The sequence below is a fragment of the Sphingopyxis sp. A083 genome (genome assembly GCF_001468495.1).
GTDB classification, from domain to species: domain Bacteria; phylum Pseudomonadota; class Alphaproteobacteria; order Sphingomonadales; family Sphingomonadaceae; genus Sphingopyxis; species Sphingopyxis terrae.
In genome coordinates this window covers 795,153-820,035 of record NZ_LNSK01000001.1, presented here as the reverse complement: position 1 = coordinate 820,035, position 24,883 = coordinate 795,153, and the positions used below count along the sequence as shown (strand labels likewise).

General features: G+C 63.5%; 19 protein-coding genes, 1 tRNA gene and 1 pseudogene. 12 read left to right on the top strand and 9 right to left on the bottom strand.

All coding sequences use genetic code 11. From position 1 onward, the window contains the following. Nucleotides 1-46: 46 nt before the first annotated feature. On the bottom strand, nt 47-733 hold the full coding sequence (gene rpiA / locus ATE59_RS03960; RefSeq protein ID WP_003044927.1) for a ribose-5-phosphate isomerase RpiA: 687 nt from the start codon (nt 731-733) through the stop codon (nt 47-49). A 470-nt stretch (nt 734-1,203) separates the two neighbouring features. Here rpiA and ATE59_RS03955 point away from each other — a divergent pair, with 470 nt between their 5' ends. Together ATE59_RS03955 and ATE59_RS03950 are read left to right on the top strand one after the other, a co-directional pair. Then, nucleotides 1,204-2,139 (top strand): VPGUxxT family thioredoxin-like (seleno)protein, type 2, encoded by a 936-nt coding sequence (locus ATE59_RS03955; RefSeq protein WP_011540428.1) that lies wholly within the window; start codon nt 1,204-1,206, stop codon nt 2,137-2,139. Between the two features lie 2 nt (nt 2,140-2,141). After that, nucleotides 2,142-2,933: a SirB1 family protein gene (locus ATE59_RS03950; RefSeq protein WP_011540427.1), complete on the top strand. Its 792-nt coding sequence runs from the start codon at nt 2,142-2,144 to the stop codon at nt 2,931-2,933. A gap of 552 nt (nt 2,934-3,485) precedes the next feature. Here the strand turns inward: ATE59_RS03950 and bdcA are convergent. Further along, on the bottom strand, nt 3,486-4,199 hold the full coding sequence (gene bdcA, locus ATE59_RS03935; protein WP_003044917.1) for an SDR family oxidoreductase: 714 nt from the start codon (nt 4,197-4,199) through the stop codon (nt 3,486-3,488). A gap of 73 nt (nt 4,200-4,272) precedes the next feature. Here bdcA and ATE59_RS03930 point away from each other — a divergent pair, with 73 nt between their 5' ends. The 4 genes and pseudogenes from ATE59_RS03930 (at nt 4,273) to ATE59_RS03920 (ending at nt 9,566) form a co-directional block, all read left to right on the top strand. Beyond that, on the top strand, nt 4,273-4,866 hold the full coding sequence (locus ATE59_RS03930) for a TetR/AcrR family transcriptional regulator (protein WP_011540425.1): 594 nt from the start codon (nt 4,273-4,275) through the stop codon (nt 4,864-4,866). A gap of 224 nt (nt 4,867-5,090) precedes the next feature. Beyond that, nucleotides 5,091-5,999: a tyrosine-type recombinase/integrase gene (locus tag ATE59_RS03925; protein WP_003044904.1), complete on the top strand. Its 909-nt coding sequence runs from the start codon at nt 5,091-5,093 to the stop codon at nt 5,997-5,999. Nucleotides 6,000-6,005: 6 nt separating this feature from the next. After that, nucleotides 6,006-6,201 (top strand): annotated as a pseudogene (locus tag ATE59_RS18160) (transposase zinc-binding domain-containing protein); the annotation flags it as partial. A gap of 26 nt (nt 6,202-6,227) precedes the next feature. Beyond that, nucleotides 6,228-9,566 (top strand): DEAD/DEAH box helicase, encoded by a 3,339-nt coding sequence (locus tag ATE59_RS03920; protein WP_231292906.1) that lies wholly within the window; start codon nt 6,228-6,230, stop codon nt 9,564-9,566. Nucleotides 9,567-10,014: 448 nt separating this feature from the next. On the opposite strand, the gene ATE59_RS03915 is transcribed toward ATE59_RS03920, so the two are convergent. From ATE59_RS03915 to ATE59_RS03905, 3 genes are all read right to left on the bottom strand, one after another. Next, nucleotides 10,015-12,093, bottom strand: a complete 2,079-nt coding sequence (locus ATE59_RS03915; RefSeq protein ID WP_011540389.1) for a phage integrase — start codon at nt 12,091-12,093, stop codon at nt 10,015-10,017. Nucleotides 12,094-12,206: 113 nt separating this feature from the next. Further along, nucleotides 12,207-12,281, bottom strand: a tRNA-Gln gene (locus ATE59_RS03910). 56 nt (nt 12,282-12,337) lie between these two features. Then, nucleotides 12,338-13,423, bottom strand: a complete 1,086-nt coding sequence (locus ATE59_RS03905) for a branched-chain amino acid aminotransferase (RefSeq protein ID WP_058811249.1) — start codon at nt 13,421-13,423, stop codon at nt 12,338-12,340. 78 nt (nt 13,424-13,501) lie between these two features. Here ATE59_RS03905 and ATE59_RS03900 point away from each other — a divergent pair, with 78 nt between their 5' ends. Then, a complete protein-coding gene (locus tag ATE59_RS03900; protein WP_058811248.1) occupies nt 13,502-14,011 on the top strand; it encodes a MarR family winged helix-turn-helix transcriptional regulator in 510 nt (169 codons plus the stop codon). Nucleotides 14,012-14,065: 54 nt separating this feature from the next. Here ATE59_RS03900 and proC read toward each other — a convergent pair whose 3' ends face one another. Continuing rightward, nucleotides 14,066-14,896, bottom strand: coding sequence for a pyrroline-5-carboxylate reductase (proC, locus tag ATE59_RS03895; RefSeq protein ID WP_058811247.1), 831 nt, complete (start codon nt 14,894-14,896; stop codon nt 14,066-14,068). Between the two features lie 23 nt (nt 14,897-14,919). Beyond that, complete coding sequence (locus ATE59_RS03890) at nt 14,920-16,611, bottom strand: alkaline phosphatase family protein (RefSeq protein WP_058811246.1); 1,692 nt, start codon at nt 16,609-16,611, stop codon at nt 14,920-14,922. A gap of 85 nt (nt 16,612-16,696) precedes the next feature. Between ATE59_RS03890 and ATE59_RS03885 the strand changes: the two genes are divergently transcribed. The 5 genes from ATE59_RS03885 (at nt 16,697) to ATE59_RS03865 (ending at nt 21,151) form a co-directional block, all read left to right on the top strand. Next, nucleotides 16,697-18,778, top strand: coding sequence for a thioredoxin family protein (locus ATE59_RS03885; protein ID WP_082657279.1), 2,082 nt, complete (start codon nt 16,697-16,699; stop codon nt 18,776-18,778). 103 nt (nt 18,779-18,881) lie between these two features. Next, a complete protein-coding gene (locus ATE59_RS03880) occupies nt 18,882-19,622 on the top strand; it encodes a TlyA family RNA methyltransferase (RefSeq protein ID WP_058811311.1) in 741 nt (246 codons plus the stop codon). Between the two features lie 62 nt (nt 19,623-19,684). Next, nucleotides 19,685-20,236: a TspO/MBR family protein gene (locus ATE59_RS03875; protein WP_003042633.1), complete on the top strand. Its 552-nt coding sequence runs from the start codon at nt 19,685-19,687 to the stop codon at nt 20,234-20,236. Between the two features lie 50 nt (nt 20,237-20,286). After that, on the top strand, nt 20,287-20,583 hold the full coding sequence (locus ATE59_RS03870) for an accessory factor UbiK family protein (RefSeq protein WP_058811245.1): 297 nt from the start codon (nt 20,287-20,289) through the stop codon (nt 20,581-20,583). A gap of 61 nt (nt 20,584-20,644) precedes the next feature. Continuing rightward, nucleotides 20,645-21,151 (top strand): YbjN domain-containing protein, encoded by a 507-nt coding sequence (locus ATE59_RS03865; RefSeq protein ID WP_003042637.1) that lies wholly within the window; start codon nt 20,645-20,647, stop codon nt 21,149-21,151. A gap of 23 nt (nt 21,152-21,174) precedes the next feature. On the opposite strand, the gene ATE59_RS03860 is transcribed toward ATE59_RS03865, so the two are convergent. Both ATE59_RS03860 and metH read right to left on the bottom strand, forming a co-directional pair. After that, nucleotides 21,175-22,134, bottom strand: coding sequence for a right-handed parallel beta-helix repeat-containing protein (locus ATE59_RS03860; protein ID WP_186401110.1), 960 nt, complete (start codon nt 22,132-22,134; stop codon nt 21,175-21,177). Between the two features lie 116 nt (nt 22,135-22,250). Beyond that, nucleotides 22,251-24,869 carry a methionine synthase gene (metH, locus tag ATE59_RS03855; RefSeq protein WP_058811244.1) on the bottom strand — a complete coding sequence of 873 codons (2,619 nt, stop codon included), beginning with the start codon at nt 24,867-24,869 and terminating at the stop codon, nt 22,251-22,253. Nucleotides 24,870-24,883 lie beyond the last annotated feature (14 nt).

Genomic DNA, 24,883 nt, shown 5'->3' with positions numbered 1-24,883 from the left:
TGTCAGCGCCGCCATCGACGCCGCGCAGGTGATGATATGCAAGACCTCAAGCTTCACCCCGGTGTCGCACCTCCACCATGTCACCGCGCGCAATCATGATTGTATCGATTTCATCCAAGAACAGTCCATGCTCCAGGACGCCCGGGATTGTGGTGATCGCGGCGGCGATCTCGCGCGGCCTTGGTATCTCATCCAAAGCTGCGTCCAGGATGTAATTGCCCTGGTCCGTGAGGAAGGGCGTCCCACCCGCTTCGCGAACAGTAACACGGGCTCCGAGTGCGGACAGGCGTGCACGAACAAACTCGGTGGCGAAAGGAACCACCTCCACGGGCAGAGGGAATTTGCCGAGCTGCGCAACAAGCTTGCTGGAATCGGCGATGATGATCACGCGCGTGGATGCGGACTCGGTGATTTTCTCGCGAAGCAGGGCGCCGCCTCCCCCTTTGATGGCTTGGAAGCGGTCATCGATTTCATCGGCGCCGTCGATCGTCAGGTCGACAGCGCTAAGCTGTTGAAAGGGAACAAGCGGCACCGCAAGACGGAGAGCTAGAGCTTCGGTCGCTTGGGATGTGGCGACCGCGGTGATGCGAAGGCCGTGCTTGATGCGCTCGCTGAGGCTTTTCACGGCATAAGCGGCGGTGCTTCCGGTCCCTAACCCGACAAGCATGCCATCGCGAACCTCATCGACTGCTCTCACCGCCGCGATCGATTTCTCAGCGACGAAGTTGGACATGGAGCGAGACCCCTCCTTTCTGGCCGAGCGGCCAGCCTTAATACCTGCGGAATGCAGTCGCGCGAACAAGGTTTGACGCTTCCAACTCGGTAGGCCGTTACCACTTCCTCTCTAAATTGTCGCGCTGCCGCCCATGAGGTGCACGGATACGTATATGAATGGCGCATATATCTGTTTTGCGTTTTATGCCTTCGATCTCACCGTCTGACGTTCCGCGCCCATGTTCAACTGCGCCGCGCGGACGCAGGGCGCAGATGCAGGACTGATTCTGCAAAGCAAGGGAAGACGCGAACAGTTATGTGCATCCGTGCGACCCAAATGGAGGGCTCTTCAACCAAAACTGGAACCGAAAATCGATGCAATTGGAACTTAGCCTTTTCGGATTACGACACGATTGAGCCGGCTCTGGAATCACTTCGCGATAGCCCCGCTCGCATTGTATTGCGAACCGCCCTCACTAGATTAGACCCATGCAACAAAATCTAGTTTCCTTGCGCGAGCATCGCGAGCTCGGCGACGTCGCCTGGCTGCGCGATCTGGACGCCGGTCTCGCGGTCGCAGCCGAGCAGAGAAAACCGGTTCTGCTGCTCTTTCAGGAGGTGCCGGGCTGCTCGACGTGCGTGCGTTTCGGGCAGGATGTACTGACCCATCCCTTGATGGTGGAACTTATCGCAGATCGGTTCGTGCCCGTGGCCATCTTCAACAACCGCCCGGGGGCGGACGCCGAGATCCTGCGCCGCTTCGACGAGCCATCATGGAATAATCCCGTGGTGCGGTTTCTCGGGCCCGATGGCGCCGAGTTGCTGCCCAAGCTCGCCGATCGTTATGATGCGCCGGCTCTGCACCAAAAGATCGTCGCCGTGCTGGAATTGCTCGGCGGCGACGTTCCTGGCTACTTCCGCCTGTTGGGGCGCGACCTGCTGATCGAAAATGGCCTCAGCAAATCGGCGACCTACACGACGCCGTGCTTCTGGTCGGGCGAAACGAGCCTCGCGCAGCATCCGGCGGTCATCACGACCGACGCTGGCTGGATCGATGGCGAGGAAGTGGTGCAGGTCCATTTCGATCCCCGCGCGGCGGCGCGTTCCGAACTCGATGCTTATGCCCACGAGGAGGGATTTGGCGCGATCGACAGTGGCGGGTTCGCGCTTGACGGTGAACCGCAATTCTATCTGCGCAAAAATGCGGCGCGCCATCTGCCGCTGACGCCGGCTCAGCGCACGCAGATCAACCTCGCTATACCCTATCGCACACCGCTCGCGGACTTTCTCAGCCCGCAACAATGCGCGTGGCTAGCCAATCCGCGGCTAGAAGCACCGGGCGAGAATGAAGCCTATCGCAAGGACATTCGCGAAAGCCGGCCCGTGCTGGCGCAGCGGCTTGGTTTGGTCGAAAAGGAGACATGATCATGGATATTGCTGCCATCGGCCTCATCGAAGACGAAGATATCCTGCTCGACCTGGCATCGCTCGCTCTCAGCCAACTCGATCATGAAAATGCGGACATCGCCCATTATCTCGACATGCTCGAAGATATTGAGGACCGGGTGTGCGCTGAAGGCCGAAGCGCGTTCCTTCCGGAAGAACGGGCCGCGGCGCTTTCGCGCGTTCTGCACGGCGAACTGGGGTTCGTTGGCGACGATGAAACTTATGATGCACCCGTCAACGCGGACTTCATCAGGGTGCTGGACCGAAAGCGCGGCCTGCCGATTGCACTGTCGATCCTCTATGTCGCCATGGCCCGCCGGACGGGCTGGAGCGCCTATGTGCTCAATCTCCCCGGCAAGGTGCTTGTCCAGCTGGGCGAGAAGAATCCGGTGGTGCTCGATCCGTTTGCCGGAGGCGCTGTGCTGTCAGCGGGACAAGTTGCAGCGGTGTACCGTGCGAGTCTAGGCCAGGAAGGCGGCGCCGCCGCACTCAGCGCCGTGCGGATGAGCAATCGCGATGTGCTGGCCCGGCTGCTGAACAATCAGGGAATCCGCGCAGAGCAGGAAAAGGATCATCAGCGGGGTCTCGCAATTTATCAGCGGATAACCAGGGTCGCACCGAGGCGCCTCGAGGCCTGGCAAAATCTGGCGCGTCTGCAGTTGCAATCCCGCGATGTCGAGGGCGCCAAGGCAAGCCTGTTCGCCATGTCGGAAGTTGCACCTGACAGGCGGACTCGTGACCGGATCATGGAAGCATTTGAAGCCCTGACCTAGACGAGGCCTGACACATCACATGTCGCTGCGCGCCGTTGCGCTCCTCTCCGGGGAGTCGACGTCGATGGCGATGTCCTTGGCTTCGAAGGGCGTCCCTACAAGCGGTGCGGCCTCGATAAAGACATGCCGCGAAATGTCGCAGGGCTGCTCCCCGAAAGGCGGCTCGACCGCGCCGATCGCGCGAAAACGACTGACCACCCGCCGCCGGCATCAAAAAACCATGTTGAAGCCATAGAGGTGGAGAGCGAGCGTCACCCAGACAAACGTGACCCCAGCGAGGACCAGCAAAGTCGCGCCGAGCTTCACAGTCCATCGGCGCTTGTCCCTGATACTCAGCAAGAGATGCCAGAATGCTGTCGCGAGCAAGTAGCGGCAGATCCGCTCTTTCGTGTAGATTCGCGTATAGAGCACTTATTCCGCCCACATGGCATTGAACCGCTGGATGGACATATCTGCTGACCGTAAGTCAGGGCTTGCTCACGGCCAAATCTTGCCATTTAAGGCGCGACCGTCGGCAAAGGGGGCGGTCTTGCGACCGTCCCCTGCTCCACCTCAGGCACCAAATGCGCCGTCGATCGTGTGCATGGCGCCAGTGACAAAACCCGCTTCGGGGCCAGCCAGCCAAGCAACCATGCCAGCGACCTCTTCGGGCCGCCCGTGGCGCTTGATCGCCATGAAGCTGTGCATCAGCTCGCGCATCGGTCCGTCCTCGGGGTTGGCGTCGGTATCGATCGGGCCGGGCTGCACGATATTGATCGTGATTCCGCGCGGTCCGAAATCGCGGGCCAGTCCGCGCGCCATGCCCTGCAGCGCCGATTTGCTCAGTGCATAGGAGGCCATGCCGGGGAGAGGCATGCGGTCGCCGTTTACCGAACCGATCACGATGATGCGGCCGCCGTCGGGCATCTGCCGCGCGGCCTCGACCGACGCATGATAGGGGGCGGTGACGTTGACGCGGATCAGCCGGTCGACGTCGTCGGGATCGAGGTCGAGCGCGTCGCCGAACAGCGCGAAGCCGGCGTTGACGACCAGTATGTCGAGCGGGCCGCTCTCGCGCACGCGTGCAATCACTGCGTCGCGGTCGCCGCTGTCGGTCGCTACCGCGCTGGTGCCGGTTTCGGTCGCCAGCTGCTCGGCCGCCTCGCGCGATCCGTTGTAGGTGAAGACGACCTTGGCGCCGTCGGACGCAAAACGGCGGACGATCGCCGCGCCGATTCCGCGGCTGCCGCCGAGGACCAGAACGGATTTTCCTTGAAAGTTGGACATCGGGAGACTCCTTGCTTATTAATGTATCGTCCACTACATAATATCGCGAAAGCCATCGTCAAGGCATTTTGTAATGGTTACTACAAATAGATCCCGCACGCGTGGCCGTCCACGTAAGTTCGATCCCGAGGCAGCGGTGGCGACTGCGCAGCAACTTTTCCATGAACGCGGTTATGACGCCGTCAGCGTCGCCGATGTCACCGACGCGCTCGGCATCAATCCGCCAAGCTTTTACGCCGCTTTCGGCAGCAAAGCCGGACTTTACCAGCGCGTGCTCGATTATTGGACGGACACCGAAGCGATTCCGCTCGCGGACATTCTGCGTCCCGACGTCCCCGTCGCCGATGCCGTTGCGGCTATGCTGGAGGAGGCCGCGCGTCGCTATGCGTTCAACCCGGCGGCAGGCGGGTGCCTTGTACTCGAAGGCACGCGTTGCAACGACGACGATGCGCGCGAAGCCGCTCGCGCGCTCAACCTCGGTGCGGAAACGTTCATCCATGACTATATCGCGGCGCGCCATCCGGAGGCGGCCGATCAAGTGACCGATTTTGTCGCCACGACGATGTCCGGGCTTTCGGCAAAGGCGCGAAGCGGACACGACCTATCGCGCCTCCTCGCTACAGCGCGGCTTGCAGGCAGCGTTCTCACGCAGGTGCTGCCGGCTTGATAGCAGCATGATCAGAAGGTGGTGAATAAACCGGCCGATTAGAGCTAGCACGATTGACCGAAGATGCCCCTGATGCGCCCTGTGGACAGTACTGGCCGTTGCACGAACCGCTCCGCGGATTGGCGCTAGCCTCGATGTAAAGCGGCACGACGAACGCCGCGCCTGATTGAACGTCTGCGGTCAGAGGCAGACCCTTTCGACTCCTTCAACTGAGGAGTCGAACGATGAACGAGCTTATCCAGATTGGCCCGATCAGCCCGCTGCGCCAGCGACTGATCGACGATATGACCTTGCGCGGGTTCTCCACGGAGACGCAGCGTAACTATCTTCGCGACGTCGGACGGTTCGCGACCTGGCTGCGTCGCTCGCCCCACACCGCGAGCACCGAGGATATCCGGCAGTTCCAGTTCGAGCAGCAGCAGGCGGGCGTGCCGGCGCCGACGATGAACAGCATCGTCGGCGCGCTGAGGTTCTTCTTTACCCACACGCTCGACCGCCCCGATCTCGTGCGTAAGCTGATCCGCACCAAGCAGGTCCGCAAGATCCCGGTCGTTCTGACCATGGCCGAGGTGAAGCGGCTGCTCGATGCCACACGCTCGCTCAAGCATCAGGCGGCGCTGTCGGTCGCTTATGGCGCGGGCCTGCGGGTGGCCGAGGTGGCAGCGCTCAAGATCAGCGACGTCGACAGCAAGCGGATGCTGCTCCGGATCGAGCGCGGTAAAGGCGGACGCTACCGCAACGCGATGCTGCCCGAAGGCCTGCTCCTGCTGCTCCGCGACTGGTGGCGCGCCGGACGGCAACAGGGCTTCCTCGTTCCCGATGGCTGGCTCTTCCCCGGACAGAGCGCTTCGGCTCCGATCAGCACGCGCCAGCTCTACCGCGTCGTCGTCGAGGCCGCTGAGGCCGCGGACATCGACAAGCGCGTCGGACCGCACACCCTGCGGCACAGCTTCGCCACCCATCTTCTCGAAGATGGTGTCGATATCCGCGTCATCCAGGTCCTGCTTGGCCACGCCGCGCTAAATACGACCGCCTTTTACACGAAGGTCGCCACCAAGACGATGCGCGCGGTGACCAGTCCGCTCGACAGGCTCGCGCTCGCATCGCCGAGCAAGGAAGCCCCTGACGGCTGAGGCGGGATGCGCGCCTCACTCGAGGTCGCCGACATCTTCCGCGCTGCCGGGCCAACCTACCGCGCCGCCCATGTCGGACATCTGAGCCTGCATCAGCTCAAGATCATGTCGGCGATCGAGCATTGCCGCACCGCCGCGCTCGGCGGTCACGTCGAGGCCTGTACCGACTGCGGGCACTGGCGGATCGCCTATAACAATCTCCTCAATCGCGGCGCGGCCTGGTCGATCATGCGGCGCGACGGTGTCCTTCCCCCCGACGCCCCTCGCCTCGGCGATACGATCGAAACCGACCTTGCCGAACATGGTTTCTCGCTGCTGCGCGCGGGGCTCGCTCTCCGCGAAGCCGAAGGGTCGTCCGAAATCGTGCGCAAAGCCTTCGAACGCGCGGCCGCGGCGTTCGAAGCCTTGGTGCAAAATGGCGATCTCGACGACCACAGCTACCCCTTTTATCGCACGCTGGCGGCCGCCGCCTATCATCTGGCAGGATTCTCGGCGATTGCCTATTCGCTTTTCGGTGAGGAGCGCCGGGCGTTCAACGAAGCGCCTGCCGAGATCGCTCTGTCATTTCTGATCCTGCGCGATTTCAACGCGCTTCGCGAGTTTGTCCGGTCCTGGCTCCGCAACGATAATCTTGACGACGCGGGGCTTTCCTTCGCGCTCGAGCAGGATCACATCGCATCCGAGGACGCTGTGTCCTCGATCCTTACCGTCAGCCTCTGCCGCGCCTTGGCCTATTTTGATTTCGCGCTGCAGACCGGGGAAGCTGGACTTGTCGATGAGGCGCTGACGATCCTGGAAACGGCCCAAAGCTTGGCGGCCAATGCCGGGATCGTGCCGCTTTGGTGGATTATTCGAATCTGCCGCGGGCTGCTCGGCGATCTCTGGTCGCATTCGCTCCATGTGACGCTTCCCACTCTGCCTCCGACGAGCGGGGGCAGCGATTATAGCGAGCTGCGACAATTGTTCATCGCGACGCTCTACCATCGCAAGACGAGCGAGGTTGAACTCTGGCCATCGCAGCGCGAGGCGGCGAAGCGGTCGACCGATATCTCCGACGATCTTGTCGTGGCGTTGCCGACAAGTGCCGGCAAGACCCGCGTCGCCGAAATTGCGGCGCTGATGACGCTGTCGACGCGTCGCCGCGTGCTCATCGTGACGCCGCTTCGCGCACTCTCCGCTCAGACTGAACGCACGTTCCGCAAGACGTTCGCGCCGCTCGGGTTCACCGTCTCGTCACTTTACGGGGCGGCCGGTGTGTCGCAGGGCGACGAAGATGCGCTGCGGAGCCGCGATATCGTCATTGCAACCCCTGAAAAGCTCGACTTCGCCTTGCGCAGCGACGCTTCACTCATTGACGATATTGGCCTTATAATATTGGATGAGGGCCATCTGATCGGGCCGTCCGAGCGCGAAATCCGTTATGAGACGCTCGTCCAGCGCCTGCTGCGCCGCGCCGATGCCGCGGAGCGCCGGATCGTCTGTCTATCGGCGATCCTGCCCGATGGCGAACAGCTCGACGATCTCACAGCCTGGATACGAAGCGATGCTCCGGGCGATCCCGTTCGATCGATCTGGCGCCCGACCCGGCAGCGCTTCGGAATGATCCGCTGGCAAGGGAAGGGCGCCAAACTCAGTTTCGATCTCGACGATGATGGCCCGTACCTGACGCGTTTCATCGATGAGGCACCGCCCCGAGGGCGTGATCGCAAGGCACGCCCCACCGATAACAAGGAACTGACCCTCTTCTCAGCTTGGGAATTTGCCGAACAGGGCAAGCGCACGCTGATCTTCAGCACCCAGGCCAATTGGGTGGAAGGCTATGGCGAGACCGTCGTCTCCCTGACCAAGGCAGGCTATCTACCATCGCTTCTGGACGACGAGGCCGATATCGCGCGTGCCGTCGAGATAGGCACCGAGTGGCTCGGCGCGGCGCATCCCGCGGTCCAATGTCTCAAAGTCGGGGTTGCGATTCATCATGGCCGCCTGCCCAACGCCTTTTTGCGCGAACTTGAGCTTCTTCTCTCGCAGGGGGTGCTGAAGGTAACCGTCGCTTCCCCGACGCTCTCGCAAGGTCTCAATCTCAACGCCGCGGTTCTGCTGGCGCCAGTGCTCTACAGGGCCGGGAAGGAAATCACCGGCGAGGAGTTTGCCAATGTGGCCGGGCGGGCGGGACGGGCGTTTGTCGATGTCGAAGGCTTGGTGGCCCATGTCATGTACGAACCTTTGCAATGGCGCGTCGACCATTGGCGCGGGCTGGTTGCTTCAGCCAAATCGCGTGCGCTCGAAAGCGGGCTGATCCAGATCATCGACGAGATCATTCGCCGCATGACGACGATGGGGACACTCGCGCGAGAGGATGCCTACGAGTTTCTCGCCAACGCCCGCGAAGCATGGGTCGACCCCGAAGAAACCCGAGCTGATGCCGATGAAGACGAAAGCGAGGATGCCGAGGACGAGGTCGATGCCGAACCCTTTTCACATCTGATCGAAAAGCTCGATGCGACCGTCATTGGCTTGGTCGAGGCTTTGGACGCCGACGCAGCGGATCTGCCGAGACTTCTCGATGAAGCATTGCTCGGGTCGCTATGGGCACGGCAGATGGCGCGGCGCGAGGAGACCGACGCTGCGTGGCACCGCTTCCTCCTTGCCTCGCGTGCGCGCCTCATTTGGAATCACAGCACCGCCTTGCAGCGGCGGGGGCATTTCGCGATGGGCGTCGGCCTCGATACGGGGCTCATTCTCGATGGGCTCGCCGATATCCTCATTCCGCTCATCGACCGCGCCGACATGGCGGCCCTTGCCGGTGAGCCCGACGAGCTCGCCGATGCGCTGATCGAGCTTGCCGAGCGGCTGTTGGCGGTGCGCCCCTTTGTTCCTGATCGCGCCATTCCGCCGAACTGGAAAACCATCTTGCGCGCTTGGGTCAGCGGCAAGCCCGTTACCGCGATCGGCACCGACAATATGCGGTTCATCGAGGATGCCTTTGCCTATCGCATGGTTTGGGCGCTCGAAGCCTTGCGCGCGCGCCGCCAGACCCTTGGCGGTGAATCGCCGACGATCGCGGGAGGCGCGGCGGCGGCGCTCGAAACCGGCGTTCCCAAATATCAAATGGCGATGCTTGTTCGGGCAGGCCTTCCTTCGCGCCGAGCCGCCATCGCAGCGGTCGAAACAACCGACGCCGATTTTCTGAGTGCCTCCGATATGCGCGATTGGATCGCGAGCGACGATATTCTCGATCGCGCTGCGGCAGGGGACTGGCCGACTGCCGATACAGCCGACTTATGGAACAGATTCTCCGAAGAGTCGCTTCGCGTCGCGACGCCGCGGTGGCGCGTTCATGAAGAAAACTTGATTTTGCGGGACATCGAACGCGATGAATATGCGGGCTTTTGTCGACTGGAACAGAGCGACGATGGCGAGCTTTCCGTTCTCACACCCGATTTCCGGAATATTGCCAGCCTCGAAGGCCGGATGCAGTTCTCCGGCTCCAGCCTCGCGCGGGCGCGTCTCGACCTACCATGGCCATTCGCTTGGCTGGAGCGACTGGGGCCAGGGCAGCAAGCGTAGTGGCAGTCGCATGACGCAGCCAACCAGAGCTGAATTCTGGGAGACGAACTGTCGTGCGCATGAAGTCTGACAGGTTGCTGCCTATGTTGAACGTCTCGCCCCGCGATGGCATTTCGCGAAGACACTCGTGCCTTTGCCTTCGCGGCGGCGGCCACGAGATACGTGCCCAGTTTTCCCTGGCGGGGCTGTCTGCAGCGGGTTCATATCGGCGAAGGCGATCTGTGAAGCGGCTAAGCTTCGAGATCGGGCGCAAGACAGCGCACAGCGCTAGCCAACCTATAACTTCATCTGCTGGAGGCGCAGGATAATAACCTTCACCTCTGGCGGCGAGCGTGTCCGTTTTCAGGAAAGCAGCACAGTAGCTTCAACGACCGACATCAGGCGCATAGCAGCCGTAAACGATGGCTTAGCCACCCAGCGACTATTCGATATTTAGTCCGACATGGTGTCAACCGCGCTTGCGCCGCCCGGCGCTCTCGCGAGTTGGCCGCGCGCCGCGCATGCAAACGGGTAGCAACCGGATTTCTACGGTATCTTGCAGATGGGCGGTCACTTTGGGTATCTGGTTCACGACATCAAGCAGGATCTGGAGGCGTGTGGCGCTCGCGTATCGGTTGGCATTTTCGCCGCCATGCTTCTGACCGAGAAGATCCGACCGAAATTCTTCGAATGTCTGCAACATCTTCAATTCAGTGCTGACCATATGCCGACCGCTGTGAACCGCCTGTCCCGGCTTTACGAGTTTCAGACGTGGCTTAATGTGAAGCCATATATTTTTGAAAAATACATCTCCCAGCGCACGCCCTGTGCGACCGGGTTGGATTTCTGGAAAGAGGTACTGCTCGCCAGCTTCCTTCATGGCTTGGACATAATGCATGAAGCCCAAGCGACGCAGCTCTTCGCAAACAGGAATCTTACGAACGCTGGTCGCGTTCTTGACGCCGCCCGCAGAAGTTTTCCTGATGTTGACAAAAAAGATACCGTCTTCTTCGCCGATATCATCGACCAAAAGCTTACAAGCTTCCTCGCGCCGCATACCTGAATACCAGACCAGCGGCATGACCCAATAGGCTGCGTCGTGCCAAATCGAGCCTCCCGGCGTCACGGACAAACGCTGAGGCAAATCGACGCCCGTACCGCCGGTCCAGATGCCGAGACGAAACAATTCTTCACCCTGCGCAATCGTATAGGGGTCGCGCTCGTCGCGCTCGTCCCTGTCGTCCTCATCGAGGATAAAATCTGAAAAATCGAGAGGCGCCATTGGCGTTTTCGTCGCAAGCCACGCACACAATCTCTTGAGGTTGGCGAAATGACGATTGATGGTTCCTACGTCGAGGCCAATCGCGAACGAGATTTCTTCGCCGCGCTCCTCTTCTTCAGTAAGACGATCGAGCGCCTCGCTGCAAATTTCCTCCAGCGACATCGCTTCGTGTCGAGGCGACTTATGATGCGACGACGGTAACCGGTTCAACAGGTCGTAAAACTGGTTCAGGTCTTCCTGGCATGTTGCTGCCATGGCCTTGCCATTATTTGACTTGCCGAACAGAAAGGGCGCGGCCTTGAACTGGCGCTTCTGGCTGGCGCCCCAGACCTTCGGCTGCGACTTGCGCTTTTTGGGGTTCGCACCCTCGGCCAGGACCGGCGCATCTTCCCGTCCGCGCGCCTTTGGTTTCAGCTCCATATATTTTTCTACTGCCTGCACCGGGCTAAGGGTGGCATAATGGGTCTGCACATCGGTGAGTGTCGACGCTGACGCAGGCACAATGGTGCTGGCGTTCCACGCGTTTGGAGGCGCAGGGGCGGAGATCGGGGGAGGCATCGAAGTCTGCAGAGGCGCTCGCCCGAGCGCGTTCATCAGCGCCAAGCTGTGTTCGATCGCCCGAACCTCGGGGCTGTCGTAGGTTGCCGCGGCCGTCAACCGTGCCCCACACATGACCTGCCGGGCAATTTCGATTCGGTCAGCCGCTGGCTCGATGCCGAGCCGCTCCAGCAATGCCTTTGCCTCATTCAGCAAATTGCCGGGAACATCGCCGGCTTGGGAAAGCATCGCATAAAGATTGGCGCGGGCCTCTTCGTCCAGCGACGGAAAGCGCTTGTCGAATGACCCGATGTAATCGATGCCCATATAGTCGTCGAAGCCATTTGCGATGAAATCGCCGTTAAACGCTGCATAGATCGAGAGCATCTGGTGGAAGCGAGCGGTGACATTGCCCTCACCGTCCTTCTCGATCACCGCCAACTGATGCGCCAGCATGTTGCGATACCGCACCATCTCCTCTCGAAAGAGATGGTTCACCTGCTCGCTGGTCAGTCCTTCCTGCTCGATCCGTTCGTATAAGCTCATTCGCACAACCTCGCTTCGGCTGGTCATCGCGACCGCGCGCCGTCGCGCGACCGACTGGTCCTTCGTCAAAAGGCTGACCGTTGTTACGATGGTTATAGGACGTTCAAGCCGTCCAACGAAGCGCACCCGGCGACGCCACCAGTAGGTGGCCCCGCGACGGTTCACATTTTCGATTGCTGGCATCAGGCACTGGCTCCACCCACTGGTAGCAATTGATGCCACTGCGATGGTCGGCCTTGCTCAGTTAAGGGAGAAACCTGGGGTTTTCCGTCCCTTGGCTGAGGCACAGCACCGGCTGGCTGGGGCGGCAGGATTCGAACCTGCGCATGGCGGTACCAAAAACCGCTGCCTTACCGCTTGGCTACGCCCCATCGGCCGGTGCGAGGGCGCTCTATAGCGTCTCGCGACCGATTGGCAAGGCGCCGGATCAGAGGCGCGTGACCCAGCCGTGCGGGTCGGCGGCGCGGCCGCGCTGGATGTCGACGAGCTTGTCCTTCAGCATCGCGGTCACCTGTCCGGGGCCGCCGGCGCCGACGGTAAAGCTCGTGTCGCCGCGCGTCACCTTGCCGACAGGGGTCACTACCGCCGCGGTGCCGCACGCGAAGCTTTCGGTCAGTTTGCCGCTGGTCGCATCGGCCTGCCACTGGTCGATCGCATAGGGTTCCTCGCGCACCGTCAGGCCCGCATCGCGCGCCAGTGTGATGATGGCGTCGCGGGTAATGCCGGGCAGGATCGTGCCGGTGAGCGGCGGGGTGACAATGCTGCCGTCGTCGAAGACGAAGAACATGTTCATGCCGCCCAGTTCCTCGATCCAGCGATGCTCCGCGGCGTCGAGGAAGACGACCTGATCGTGACCCTTTGCGATCGCTTCCTGCTGCGCAATCAGGCTCGCGGCATAATTGCCGCCGCATTTGGCGGCGCCGGTGCCGCCGGGTGCGGCGCGGGTATAGTCTTCCGACACCCACAGCGAGACGGCCGGCGCCCCCGACTTGAAATAATTGCCAACCGGCGAGGCGATGACGAGGAAATGATATTCGGCGGCAGGCTTGACGCCCAGAAACACCTCGCTCGCATACATGAAGGGGCGCAGATAGAGCGCGCCGCCTTGCACCTTCGGGAACCAGTCGGCATCGACGCGGACAATCTCGCGCACCGCGGCAAGGAACAGGTCCTCGGGCAGTTCGGCCATCGCCATGCGGCGGGCGCTGGCGTTGAAGCGTGCGGCATTCGCCTCGGCACGGAACAGTGCCATCGATCCGTCGTCGAGCCGATAGGCCTTCAGCCCTTCGAATATCTCCTGCGCATAGTGCAGCACCGCGGTCGCCGGATCGAGCGACAAGGGGCCGCGCGGCATCACCTGCGCATCGTGCCAGCCCTGGCCTTCCTTGTAGCGGATCGAGACCATATGATCGGTGAAGACGCGGCCGAAGACCGGGTCCGCAATCGCCGCCGCGCGTACATCGTCCGCCGTCGGGTTCGGATGCGGAAGACGGGTGAAAGCGGGTGCGGACATGGAAAAACCTAACCTCTTGACAGTGACTCGGTGCGCGCCTCTTGCCAAAGCGCGGCGCCGCGCGCAACGGTAGTCGCCATGGCCGATGAAAATTTTCTTTCACAAGTTCCCGCTGCCTCTGCCCTTTTCTTGCGCGAAGAGGAGATGCGCCGCGGCATCGAATTCCTGTTTTTCGGCCATGGCGCGTTGTGGCGCGCGGGCGATGCGCGGCTGGCCGAAAACGGCCTCGGACGCGCGCATTACCGCGCGCTTTACTTCATCGCGCGCCAACCGGGGCTGACGATTTCGGATCTGCTCGCGCTGCTCGGCATCACCAAACAGTCGCTTGGCCGGGTCATCAAGGATCTGGAGGCGCGCGAGATGCTCGTCACGCGCCCGGGCAACCGCGACCGGCGGCAGAAGGAACTACGGCTCACTCCCGCCGGACGCGCCGTCGAGGCTGCGGTCTTCGGGCAGCTACGCGACGCGATGAGCCGCGCCTACACCCATGCGGGTCAGGCGGCGGTCACCGGCTTCTGGCAGGTCAACGAAGCATTGATGTCGCCGCGCGAGCGGCAGCGCGTCGCCAGGCTGGGCAGCGAAAGCTGAGCGGGCGATAGCCGCCCGGCGCTGTCACGGCCCACGCCTTTGCGGGCGCGCCGATCAATCTTCGCCGCGGGCAAGATCGGCGAGTTCGCGGCCGCGATCGCGCGCCGCGCGCAGGACATTGGTCATCAGCGCCACGAGTTCGCCCCCTTCGTCGAGGATGTCGAGCCCGGCCTGCGTCGTGCCGCCCTTGCTCGCGACCTGCGCGACGAGCGCGCCCGGCTTTTCGCCGCTGCGCGCGAGCAGGGCGGTCGCTCCGCCAAAGGTCGCGGTCGCAAGCTTGAGCGCATCGTCGCCCGAAAGGCCAAGCCGCTCGCCCGCCGCCGCATAGGCTTCGATCAGGCGAAAGACGAAGGCCGGACCGCTGCCGGTGAACGCGGTAACGAGGTCCATCATGCCGTCGTCGGGCAGCGCAACGATCTCGCCGAGCGGCTTGAGCAGCGCTTCGATCGCGGCACTGTCGGCATCACCCGTACTGGTCACGGCCGAAACCCCGGCGCCGATGCGCGCGGCGAGATTGGGAAGGATGCGGACCTGCGCCCGCGCTTCGGGAAAACGGACCGCGAGATCGGCGAGCGAGACGCCGGCGAGGATCGAGAGCAGATGCACCTCGCCACCCGCGACCGCCGCCAGATCGCCAGCGACCTCGCCCAATTGCTGCGGCTTCATGCCGAGCATGATCCAGTCGGCGGCCTGACCCACCGCCCGCCAGTCGGCAAGCGAGGTGAAATGCGCGGTGCCTTCGCGCGGCGCCGCGACCGGATCGACGATGGCGACCCGCGCCGGATCGAGCCCCGCGGCGAGCCAGCGATCGAGCATCGCGCCCGCCATATTGCCGCAACCGACCAGCAGCATCCGGCCGGCAAATTTCCCCAAAGTCTTCGTCATGATTCCTTGTTCTTCATTCTTCTTTATGGACGACAACTGCTTTCCGGACCCGAAAGCAGGTCGAGGCAGCGGCCATCGATCTTGGCCGCGTCGACCGGCAGGTCGATGAGCGCGGCAAGCGTCGGCAAGATATCCACCGTCATCACGGCATTCGGCTGTTCGAAGGCGGTGAGCCCCTTGCGCCAGAAGAGGATCGGCACGCGGCGGTCATAGTCCCACACCGAACCGTGCGTCGCGACATAGCCGAGGCCCGATTCGGGGATCGGCGTGACGCGCGGCTTGAGCACGACGACGAAATCGCCCGAACGCTGCGCATTATAGGAGGCGCGCAGCTTGTCCATCAGCGTCCAGACGTCCGGCGACCGCATCGAGATCGGATGGTTCGCCAATTCTTCGCCGGTCACCACTGCCTCGACCTGTCGGTGGGCGCGGTAGCGCGCGACCAGTTCGGCCAGCGCCGCCTTGCGCTGTGCGGGGGTCAAGGCCTTCGACAGATACATGTCGCCGAACGGGCCATCGCCATAAAGCAGCGGCTGCGGCAGGCCGAGCTTTTCGGCCACCGCCTTGCCCATCGCTTCGGGATCGAGCGCGGCATCGACGCGTTCGGCGGCGGGCCAGGCATTCTGACGGTTGCGTTCGGGCAGATCGTGACCGCCGTGGTCGGCGGTCAGCACGACGGCATAGTCGATGCCGGTCGCATCGAGCCGCGCGAAGAAGTCGCCGAGCTGCTGGTCGAGCGCGTGCATCTGGATGCACATTTCAGCGCCTTCGGTGCCCGTGCTGTGGCCGACATAGTCGGTCGCCGACAGGCCGAGGATCAATAAATCGGTCGTACCGCCCTCACCCAGCTTGCGCGCGGCGCGCAGCGCGGCGCCGGCGGCGAGCACCGCGCCGTCCGCTTCGGGCGAGGCCATGAAGCGGCGAAAATCGCCGCCATCGCGCTGAAAGCGGCCGGTGCCGACCGTGCCGCCCTTGTCAATCGGGATCGCGATATCGTGCGACGCGCAATCGGCGGGCAGGTCCATCGCGGGGCGCGCCTGGCCAATCGCCGCGGCGATCGCGCTGCTTGCCTGCTGCGCAACCGGCGACAGCGTGGTGCCGCGATAGCTGGTGAGGCCGCCCGGAAACAGCCACATCAGCTCGTCTGCCTTGCGCCCGCCCATCATGATCGCGGCGCGATCCTTGCCCGCGACCGAGACGACCTGCGCCTTCGGATCGCGCGCCTTCATCAGATCGCCGAGCGTCGGGACCATCAGATGATTCACCGATGCCGCATATTTGCCGCCGCCCGAACTTGTATCCGGCACGGTTTCGTCCTCGGCGCAATAGACGCGCTTGTCGGACCGGGCGACCGAGAGGTCGAAATAATTATTCGCGATGATCCCGGTGTGCGCCGGATGATTTCCGGTCAGGATCGTCGAATGGCCGGGGCAGGTTTCGGTCGCGCCGTGCGACTGATACCCCGCCGGAAATACCACGCCCGACGCAAGCCGCGCGAGACCGCCGGTGTAATGGCTGCGATATTCGGCGAACAGATCGGCCGAAAACTGGTCCACGGAGATTGCGACTATCAGCTTGGGCGGCGGGGTTGCTGCTGTAACCTTTGCGACCGGTGGCGCCGAATCCTGCGCAAGGCCGGCTCCGGCAGTTGCGAAACAGAGGGTGGCGGCGAGAACGGTGGTCAGGCTTTTGAGCTTCACGGGGAACATCTCCATGGCTGGGGTCGTCAGCGCGGGCTGTCCTCTCGACGAAAGCCGCCTATATGGCAAGCCTCGAACGACAGGCAGACACAGGACAGGCATGGATCGCGCGAAAGACGGCTTTGTGACAGACCGAAGTGCATCGGCGACGGTGCGCGCGCTGCTGGCGCTGTTCGCCCTGGTTCTGCTCGCCTTCGCTCCTGCTCGGGCGCAGACCACGCATATCGCGCCGCGGCTGGTCGCCGAATCGGTGGTACCGTCGCCCGGCGGAGCGACGACGATTGCTCTCGCGATGACCCCCGAAAAGGGTTGGCACGGCTATTGGTCGAACGGCGGCGATGCCGGTTTCGGCATGCAAGTCGAATGGAACGCGCCGCCGGGCGTCACTGTGGGCGCCTTTCGCTATCCGGTTCCCGAGGCGCTGACGCTCTTTGGGCTGATGAACCATGTCTATGAACATCCCTATGCGCTGCTCGCCGATGTCCGCGTCGACAGGAGTGTCGCGCCGGGAACCGACCTGACACTGACCGGCATCGCCAACTGGCTCGCCTGCACCGACAAGATCTGCGTTCCCGAAAAGGCGGTGATCTCGGTCGCGATGAAGGCCGGCGACGGAGCCATCGCAGCGGGCGCGCAGCAGCAGTTCGATGCATGGCGCGCCAAGCTGCCGCAGCCGCTCGACCGCGCGGGGGCGTGGGAACGCCGCGGCGCGATGGTGCGGTTCGGCATCCCGCTGCCCGAAGGCACCACACTCGACGTTCCGCACCTCTTCCTCGAAACGCAGGGTGTAATCGACTATCCCGCCCCGCAGAGCTTCAGCCGCAACGGCGATTGGATCATCGTCGAGGCGCGCGCGAAGGGTGACGCCGCCGGCCCGATACAGGGGCTGCTCAAACTGTCGGACGGTCGTGGGCTTAGCGTGCACTTCGAGCCCGAGGCGGTACGCCTGGCGGGCGAGCCGATTGCGGCCGCTTCGCGGTCCATTGACATGGCGCTGTTCTGGACCGCGCTCGGCGGCGCGATCATCGGCGGATTGATCCTCAACCTGATGCCCTGCGTCTTCCCGATCCTGAGCCTGAAAGCGCTCAGCCTCGCCCGTTCGGGCGGCGACGCGCGCGACGCGAAGATCGAGGCGGTGGCCTATACGGCGGGTGCCGTCCTGACCGCACTGCTACTCGGCGGCGCGCTTCTCGCGCTGCGGGCCGCGGGGGAACAGGTCGGCTGGGCGTTCCAATTGCAACATCCGGTCAGCGTCTTCGTGCTGATGCTGCTTGCGATCGCGATCACGCTGAACCTTGCCGGGGTCTATGAACTTCCGTCATTCGGCGGCGGGCAGACGCTGGCCAGTCAAGGCGGCGCGGCGGGTGGCTTCTGGACCGGCGCTCTTGCCGCCTTCGTCGCGACCCCGTGCAGCGGCCCCTTGCTCGGCGCCGCGCTCGGCGCGACGCTGGTGCTGCCTGCGTGGGCGGCGCTCCCGATCTTTGGCGGGCTCGGGCTTGGCCTTGCCCTACCGTTCCTCGCGATCGGTTTCGTCCCCGCGCTTCGCAATCGCCTCCCCAAACCGGGGCCATGGATGGCAAAGTTCCGCAAATGGATGGCGTGGCCGATGGCCCTGACCGCGCTGGGCCTTGGCTGGTTGCTCTGGCGGCAGACCGGATCCGTTACGCACGGATGGCTCCTGCTTTTCATCATGCTGCTCTATATCGCCGAAATGGTGCGCCGGTGGCGGCTCGAAAGGATCAGCCGCAACACCACGCTTATGCTGGTAGCCTTTGCCATCGCCTTTTTCGGCTTCAAGGCGTGGGACCAGTTCGCAATGCCGGTTGCTCCGACGGCAGAAGCGGCCGCGGAAACTTTTTCCCCCGCCGCCCTCGCTGAGGCGCGCGCAACGGGCAAGCCCGTGTTCGTCTATTTCACCGCCGACTGGTGCCTGTCGTGCAAGGCGAACGAGGCGGGTGCGATCAACCGCGCGGCGGTGCAGGAGGCGTTCGACAAGGCGGGCGTCGTCACACTCGTCGGCGACTGGACCAACGGCGACCCCGCCATCACGCGTGCCTTGGCCGAGCATGGCCGCAACAGCGTGCCGCTTTACCTCTGGTACGCGCCGGGCAAGGCCGAAGCCGAAATCCTGCCACAGATCCTGACACCGGGGCTGCTCACCGACAAGGCCGGGGCGATATGATCTCCCTTTTCGTCATTGCGAGCGAAGCGAAGCAATCGAGAGCGGCGGACGCAACGCTGGATTGCCGCGCGGCTTCGCCGCTCGCAATGACGAGGAAAATGTGATGGCCAAACAGCGTGCAGACCAACTGCTCGTCGATCGCGGACTCGCCGAAAGCCGGACGCGCGCGCAGGCGCTGATCCTGGCAGGGCTCGCCTTCGTCGGCGACCGCAAGATCGACAAGGCGGGGCAGCAGCTCGCCGAGGATGCCGCGATCAGCGTCAAGGGCCGCGACCATCCATGGGTGTCGCGCGGCGGGATCAAACTCGACCATGCGCTGACGCATCTGGGCTGGGATATTGCGGGCGCGGTGGCGATCGACGTGGGATCGTCGACCGGGGGTTTTACCGACGTGATGCTGAACCGCGGCGCGGCACGCGTCTATGCGGTCGATTCGGGGACCAACCAGCTCGCCTGGAAGTTGCGGCAGGACGACCGCGTCATCGTCCACGAACAGACGAGCGCGCGCGTCCTGACCGCCGATCATATTCCCGAGCCGGTCGATCTCATCGTCTGCGACGCGAGCTTCATCGCGCTGTCGAAGGTGCTGCCGGTGCCGATGGCCTTTGCCAAAGCGGGCGCGCGCCTCGTCGCGCTGATCAAACCGCAGTTCGAAGCCGAACGGCACGAGGTCGGCAAAAAGGGCGTGGTACGCGACGCCGCGGTGCACGCCCGCGTCTGCTCCGAGGTGCGCGACTGGCTGGAACGTTCGGGCTGGCGCGTCGTTGAGACGGTCGAAAGTCCGATCACCGGACCCGAAGGAAATGTCGAATTTCTCATTGCGGCTACGAAATCCGCAGCTTGACGCGGGCGGTGCGCGCCGCGACAGCATGACCGACACAGATTCGCGCGCGAAGGACCAGATGCATGAGCGAGATTGCCACCCCCGGTCAGCTACGCATGTCCTATTGGCGCTGGGCGATGTTCACCGTCCCGGCGCTCGTCCTGATCGGCAGCCTGATGGGTCTGCTCTCGAACAGCGGCTATGACAATCGCTGGTTCATGGCGCTCGACCGACCCGCGATCGTTCCGCCCGGCTGGGTCTTCGGGGTCGTGTGGACGACGCTCTATGTCCTGCTCGGCCTGTCGCTGGCGATGATCCTCCACGCGCGCGGCGCGCGCGGGCGCGGCTTCGCGCTGGCGCTGTTCTTCGTACAGCTGATCGCCAATTTCGCCTGGTCGCCGCTCTTTTTCGGCATGCATCAGGTGACCGCCGCGCTCTATCTCGTCATTTTCATCCTGATGGTGACGATCGCGACGACCTTTGCCTTTGCGCCGATCCGCAAGGCGGCGGCGTGGCTGCTCGTTCCCTATATGATATGGCTCAGCTTCGCGACGATCCTGAATTTCCAGATCGATCAGCGCAACCCCGACGCCGAAACCCTTGTGCCGGCCGCCGCGACCTCCCAGATAGGATGACGACCCGATTTGGGTGAATACAGGGGACGACCCCGACAAAGGACAGGATAATGCAAAGCGAAAACCGGTTTTTCGACGATCTGGCCAAGATGGTCAACGGTATCGCAGGCACCGTCGCCGGTGCCGGACGCGAAGCCGAAACCGCGATGCGCGAACGCGCGAAGGAATTCGTCGGCCGCATGGACTTTGTGAGCCGCGAGGAATTCGAGGCGGTGAAGGAAATGGCGGCCAAGGCACGCGCCGAAGCCGACGCGCTGAAGGCGCGGCTGGACAAGCTCGAAGCCGCGGCAAAGCCGGCCGCCGCCGCGAAGGCGCCGGCCAAGCCCCGCGCCGCACCCAAGAAGTAACGGAGCGGGCTTTCCCCCGCGCGACTCGCCACCCGGCCAAAGTCGCGCTAAGGGCGCAGCCATGACCGACGATATTTACGACGACGAGGACGGCCAGGAAGCCGCGCCGATGGATATGCTGGCGTCCTATTTTGCGGCGCACGACTGGCCGCACGAAATGATCGGCGAGGACGAGATCGTCGCGACCGCGCAAGGCAGCTGGACGACCTATGAACTGCGCGCGGTGTGGCGGCCCGAGGACGGGGTGCTGCAACTGCTCGCCTTCCCCGACATCCGCGTCGTCGAGGACAAGCGCAGCGTCGCGCACGAAGCGCTCGCGATGATCAACGAACAGCTCTGGCTCGGCCATTTCGAGCTATGGTCGAACAGCGGCACCGTCCTCTATCGTCACGCGATGCTGATCGGCAGCGATGCGGCGATGCCGCTCGACATCACCGAAACGCTGGTCGAAAGCGCCATCGACGAATGCGAGCGCTTTTATCCGGTGTTCCAGTTCGTGCTGTGGGGCGGCAAGACGCCCGCCGAGGCGCTGGCCGCGTCGCTGATCGAAACGCGCGGCGAGGCCTGACCCGTCGCGCCGGGCGCGCTTGCTTACCGCTTTTCGAAGGGCTTGAGGCCGGGGCCGATCTGATTGGCCCCGATCGCCAGCGGTTCGCCGCTCCAGTCGGCGACGAACACCGAGGATCGGCCGATGCCCTGCGGGATGCTCGCGCGATTGCCTTCGATCACCAGCCCGCGCGACGGATTGTCGCGGCTCTCGGCCGCGACCGCGATCAGCGCCGAGTAATTTTCCTTGTCGCGCCCCTGGACGAGCAGATTGCCCGTGATCCGTCCGGTCGAACCCGAGGGCAGATCGATGAGATAATTGGTCGCGGTCCCCTGCGTATCGTCGAAACTATTGTCGCTGATTTCGACCTCGCGCGCGCGGGCCTTCAGATAATGGCCGCCGCTGCCCTTTTCGAAGCGCGTGTGCGTCACGACGACGCGTCCATATTCGCCGGTATAGACGCTGTGCGCGCAGCTCAGCCCGCGGTCGCAGCGGCCGAGGCGCGAAAAGGTCGAGCGGTCGATCGTCAGCGTCGCCGCGGGATCATTGGCCGTCAAAATCCCTTCCTCGCTGTTGCGGAACAGGCTGTTCGCCACGTCGAGATTGCCCTGTTCGAGCCGGATGCCCGCGCCATTGCCGTCGGGAACGCGCATATTCTGGAACACCAGACCGTCGACGCGCGCGGCGCGGCCGCGCAGCACCAGCGCCGCCTTGCCCTCGCAGCTCACGCCGTCGAAGATCGCGCGCCCTGCCTCGGCCGCGACGAAGGCAACGCGACCGGCGGTCTGGACCGCGCAATCGCGATGATAGCCCGTCGCGATGCGGATCGTACCGTCGCCATCGCCGATCGCGTCGACCGCCTCTTGAAGCCGCCCGAAGGCGCGGCCGCTTTCGGCGACCACATAGGGCGCTGCCCCCGCCTGCGCGGGCAGCGGCGCGGGCGCGAACAGCATCGGCAGGGCGAGAAGCGGCAGCATGGGCCGACGAAGGAGCATCTGGATCATCGCCGCGCCATAACCCTTTTGCGGCCCCACGTCCTTCGCGAAGCTGGTTAACGGAGGCGCTGTCCCTTTGTCGGACAGCCCTACCCCGCCGGGTTAACCCGCCCCCTTTACCGATGTCAGTCGAGGTTCGGACGCAGCCAGCGGCGGGCGGTTTCGATATCGACGCCGCGCCGCACGGCATAGTCGGCAAGCTGATCTTCCCCCACGCGCGCGACCCCGAAATAGCTTGCGTCGGGATGGCCGAAATAGAAGCCCGAAACCGCTGCGGTCGGCAGCATGGCAAAACTCTCGGTCAGGGTCGCGCCCGAATTGGCGCCGGCATCGAGCAGGTCGAAGAGGATCGGCTTCAGACTGTGGTCGGGACAGGCGGGATAGCCCGGCGCGGGACGGATGCCGCGATATTCTTCCTTGATGATCGCCTCTGGCGTCAATTGTTCGGCGGGCGCATAGCCCCACAGATCGGTGCGGACATGCGCGTGGAGCCGTTCGGCAAAGGCTTCGGCGAAGCGGTCGGCGAGCGCCTTCAGCAATATGTCGCTATAGTCGTCGTGCGCCACCTTGAAGCGCGCAAGGTGCGGCTCGATGCCGTGGATAGCGACCGAAAAGCCGCCGATCCAGTCGCCGTCGTGGCTGACGAAATCGGCCAGGCACATATTCGGGCGCCCTTCGCGCTTCGCGATCTGCTGGCGCAGGAAGGGAATGCGGACATGCCGTTCTTGCTCGGCAAGGTGAATGATGACATCGTCGCCTTCGCGTCGGCACGGCCATAGCGCCGCGACGCCGCGTGCACGGAGCCAGCCCTCGCCGATGATCTTTTCGAGCATCGCGCGCGCGTCGGCATAGAGGTTCGTCGCGCTTTCGCCGACGATATCGTCGTCGAGGATCGCCGGGAAATTGCCCGCCAGCTCCCACGCGCGGAAAAAGGGGGTCCAGTCGAACCATTCGACGAGTTCAGCCAGATCCCAATTGTCGAACACATGGACGCCGGGCTTTTCTGGCGGGAACGGCCGGATATGCTCGTCGACGACGAACCCGTTGGTTCGCGCATCGTCAATCGGCACCAGCGCGCTCTGCCCCTTGTTGGCGCGCACGTCGCGGATATGTTCGTAATCCGACTTGTAACCGCGAACGAACGCATCGCGCCCGGTGTCGCTGACGAGCGAGGTCGCGACACCGACCGCGCGGCTCGCATCGAGCACGTGCAGGACCGGCCCCTGATAGGCGGGGTCGATGCGCAGCGCGGTGTGGACCTTCGACGTCGTCGCGCCGCCGATCAGCAGCGGCATCGTCATGCCGGCGCGCTGCATTTCCTCGGCCACCGTCACCATCTCGTCGAGCGAGGGGGTGATGAGGCCCGACAGGCCGATCATGTCGGCGTCATTTTCGTTCGCCGCCTCGAGGATTTTCGACCAGGGCACCATGACGCCCAGATCGACGATCTCGAACCCGTTACATTGCAGCACGACGCCGACGATATTCTTGCCGATATCATGGACGTCGCCCTTCACGGTCGCCATCACGACCTTGCCCTTGCCCTTCGCGCCGGGTTCCTTGGCGGCTTCGATGAAGGGCAGCAGGTGCGCGACCGCCTTCTTCATGACGCGCGCCGATTTGACGACTTGCGGCAGGAACATCTTGCCCGAACCGAACAGGTCGCCGACGACGTTCATGCCGTCCATCAGCGGTCCCTCGATCACCTCGATCGGGCGGTCCATCAGCAGCCGCATCTCTTCGGTGTCGTCGACGACATGCGCGTCGATGCCCTTGACCAAAGCATGTTCGAGCCGCTTTTCGACCGGCCAGCCGCGCCATTCCTCGGCCGCCTTTTCCTGCGCTGCGTTGCTGCCCTTGTAACGTTCGGCGAGCGCGATCAGCCGCTCGGTCGGGCTCAGTTCCTCGCCCTCCACCTTGCGGTTGAGGATGACATCCTCGCACGCGGTGCGCAGTTCGGGGTCGATCGTGTCATAGACGTCGAGCTGCCCCGCGTTGACAATCGCCATGTCGAGCCCGGCGGGGATCGCGTGATAGAGGAAGACGCTGTGCATCGCGCGGCGCACCGTCTCGTTGCCGCGAAAGCCGAATGATAGGTTCGACAGCCCGCCCGAGAAATGGGCGTGCGGACAGCGAACGCGGATTTCCTTTACCGCCTCGATGAAATCGACGGCATAATTGTCATGCTCCTCAAGCCCCGTCGCGACCGCGAAGATATTGGGATCGAAGATGATGTCCTCGGGCGGAAAACCGATGGTCATCAGCAGCTTGTAGGCGCGCTCGCAAATCTCGATCTTGCGCTCTTTGGTGTCGGCCTGTCCGACCTCGTCGAACGCCATCACGACTACCGCAGCGCCATAGGCCATGCATTTGCGTGCGTGGTCCAGAAAAGCCTCCTCGCCCTCCTTCATGCTGATCGAATTGACGATCGGCTTGCCGGGGACGCATTTCAGCCCTGCTTCGATCACCTCCCACTTCGACGAATCGATCATCACCGGCACCCGCGCGATGTCGGGTTCGGCGGCGATCAGCTTCAGGAAGGTCGTCATGGCGCGCACAGCGTCGAGCAGGCCTTCGTCCATGTTCACGTCGATGACCTGCGCGCCATTTTCGACCTGCTGGCGCGCCACCTCGACCGCCGCGGTGAAATCGTCGGCGAGGATCAGCCGCTTGAAGGCGGCGGAGCCGGTGACGTTGGTGCGTTCGCCGATGTTGACGAACGAGGAGGAGAGAGTTGCGGTCATCGAACGGTCCAAAG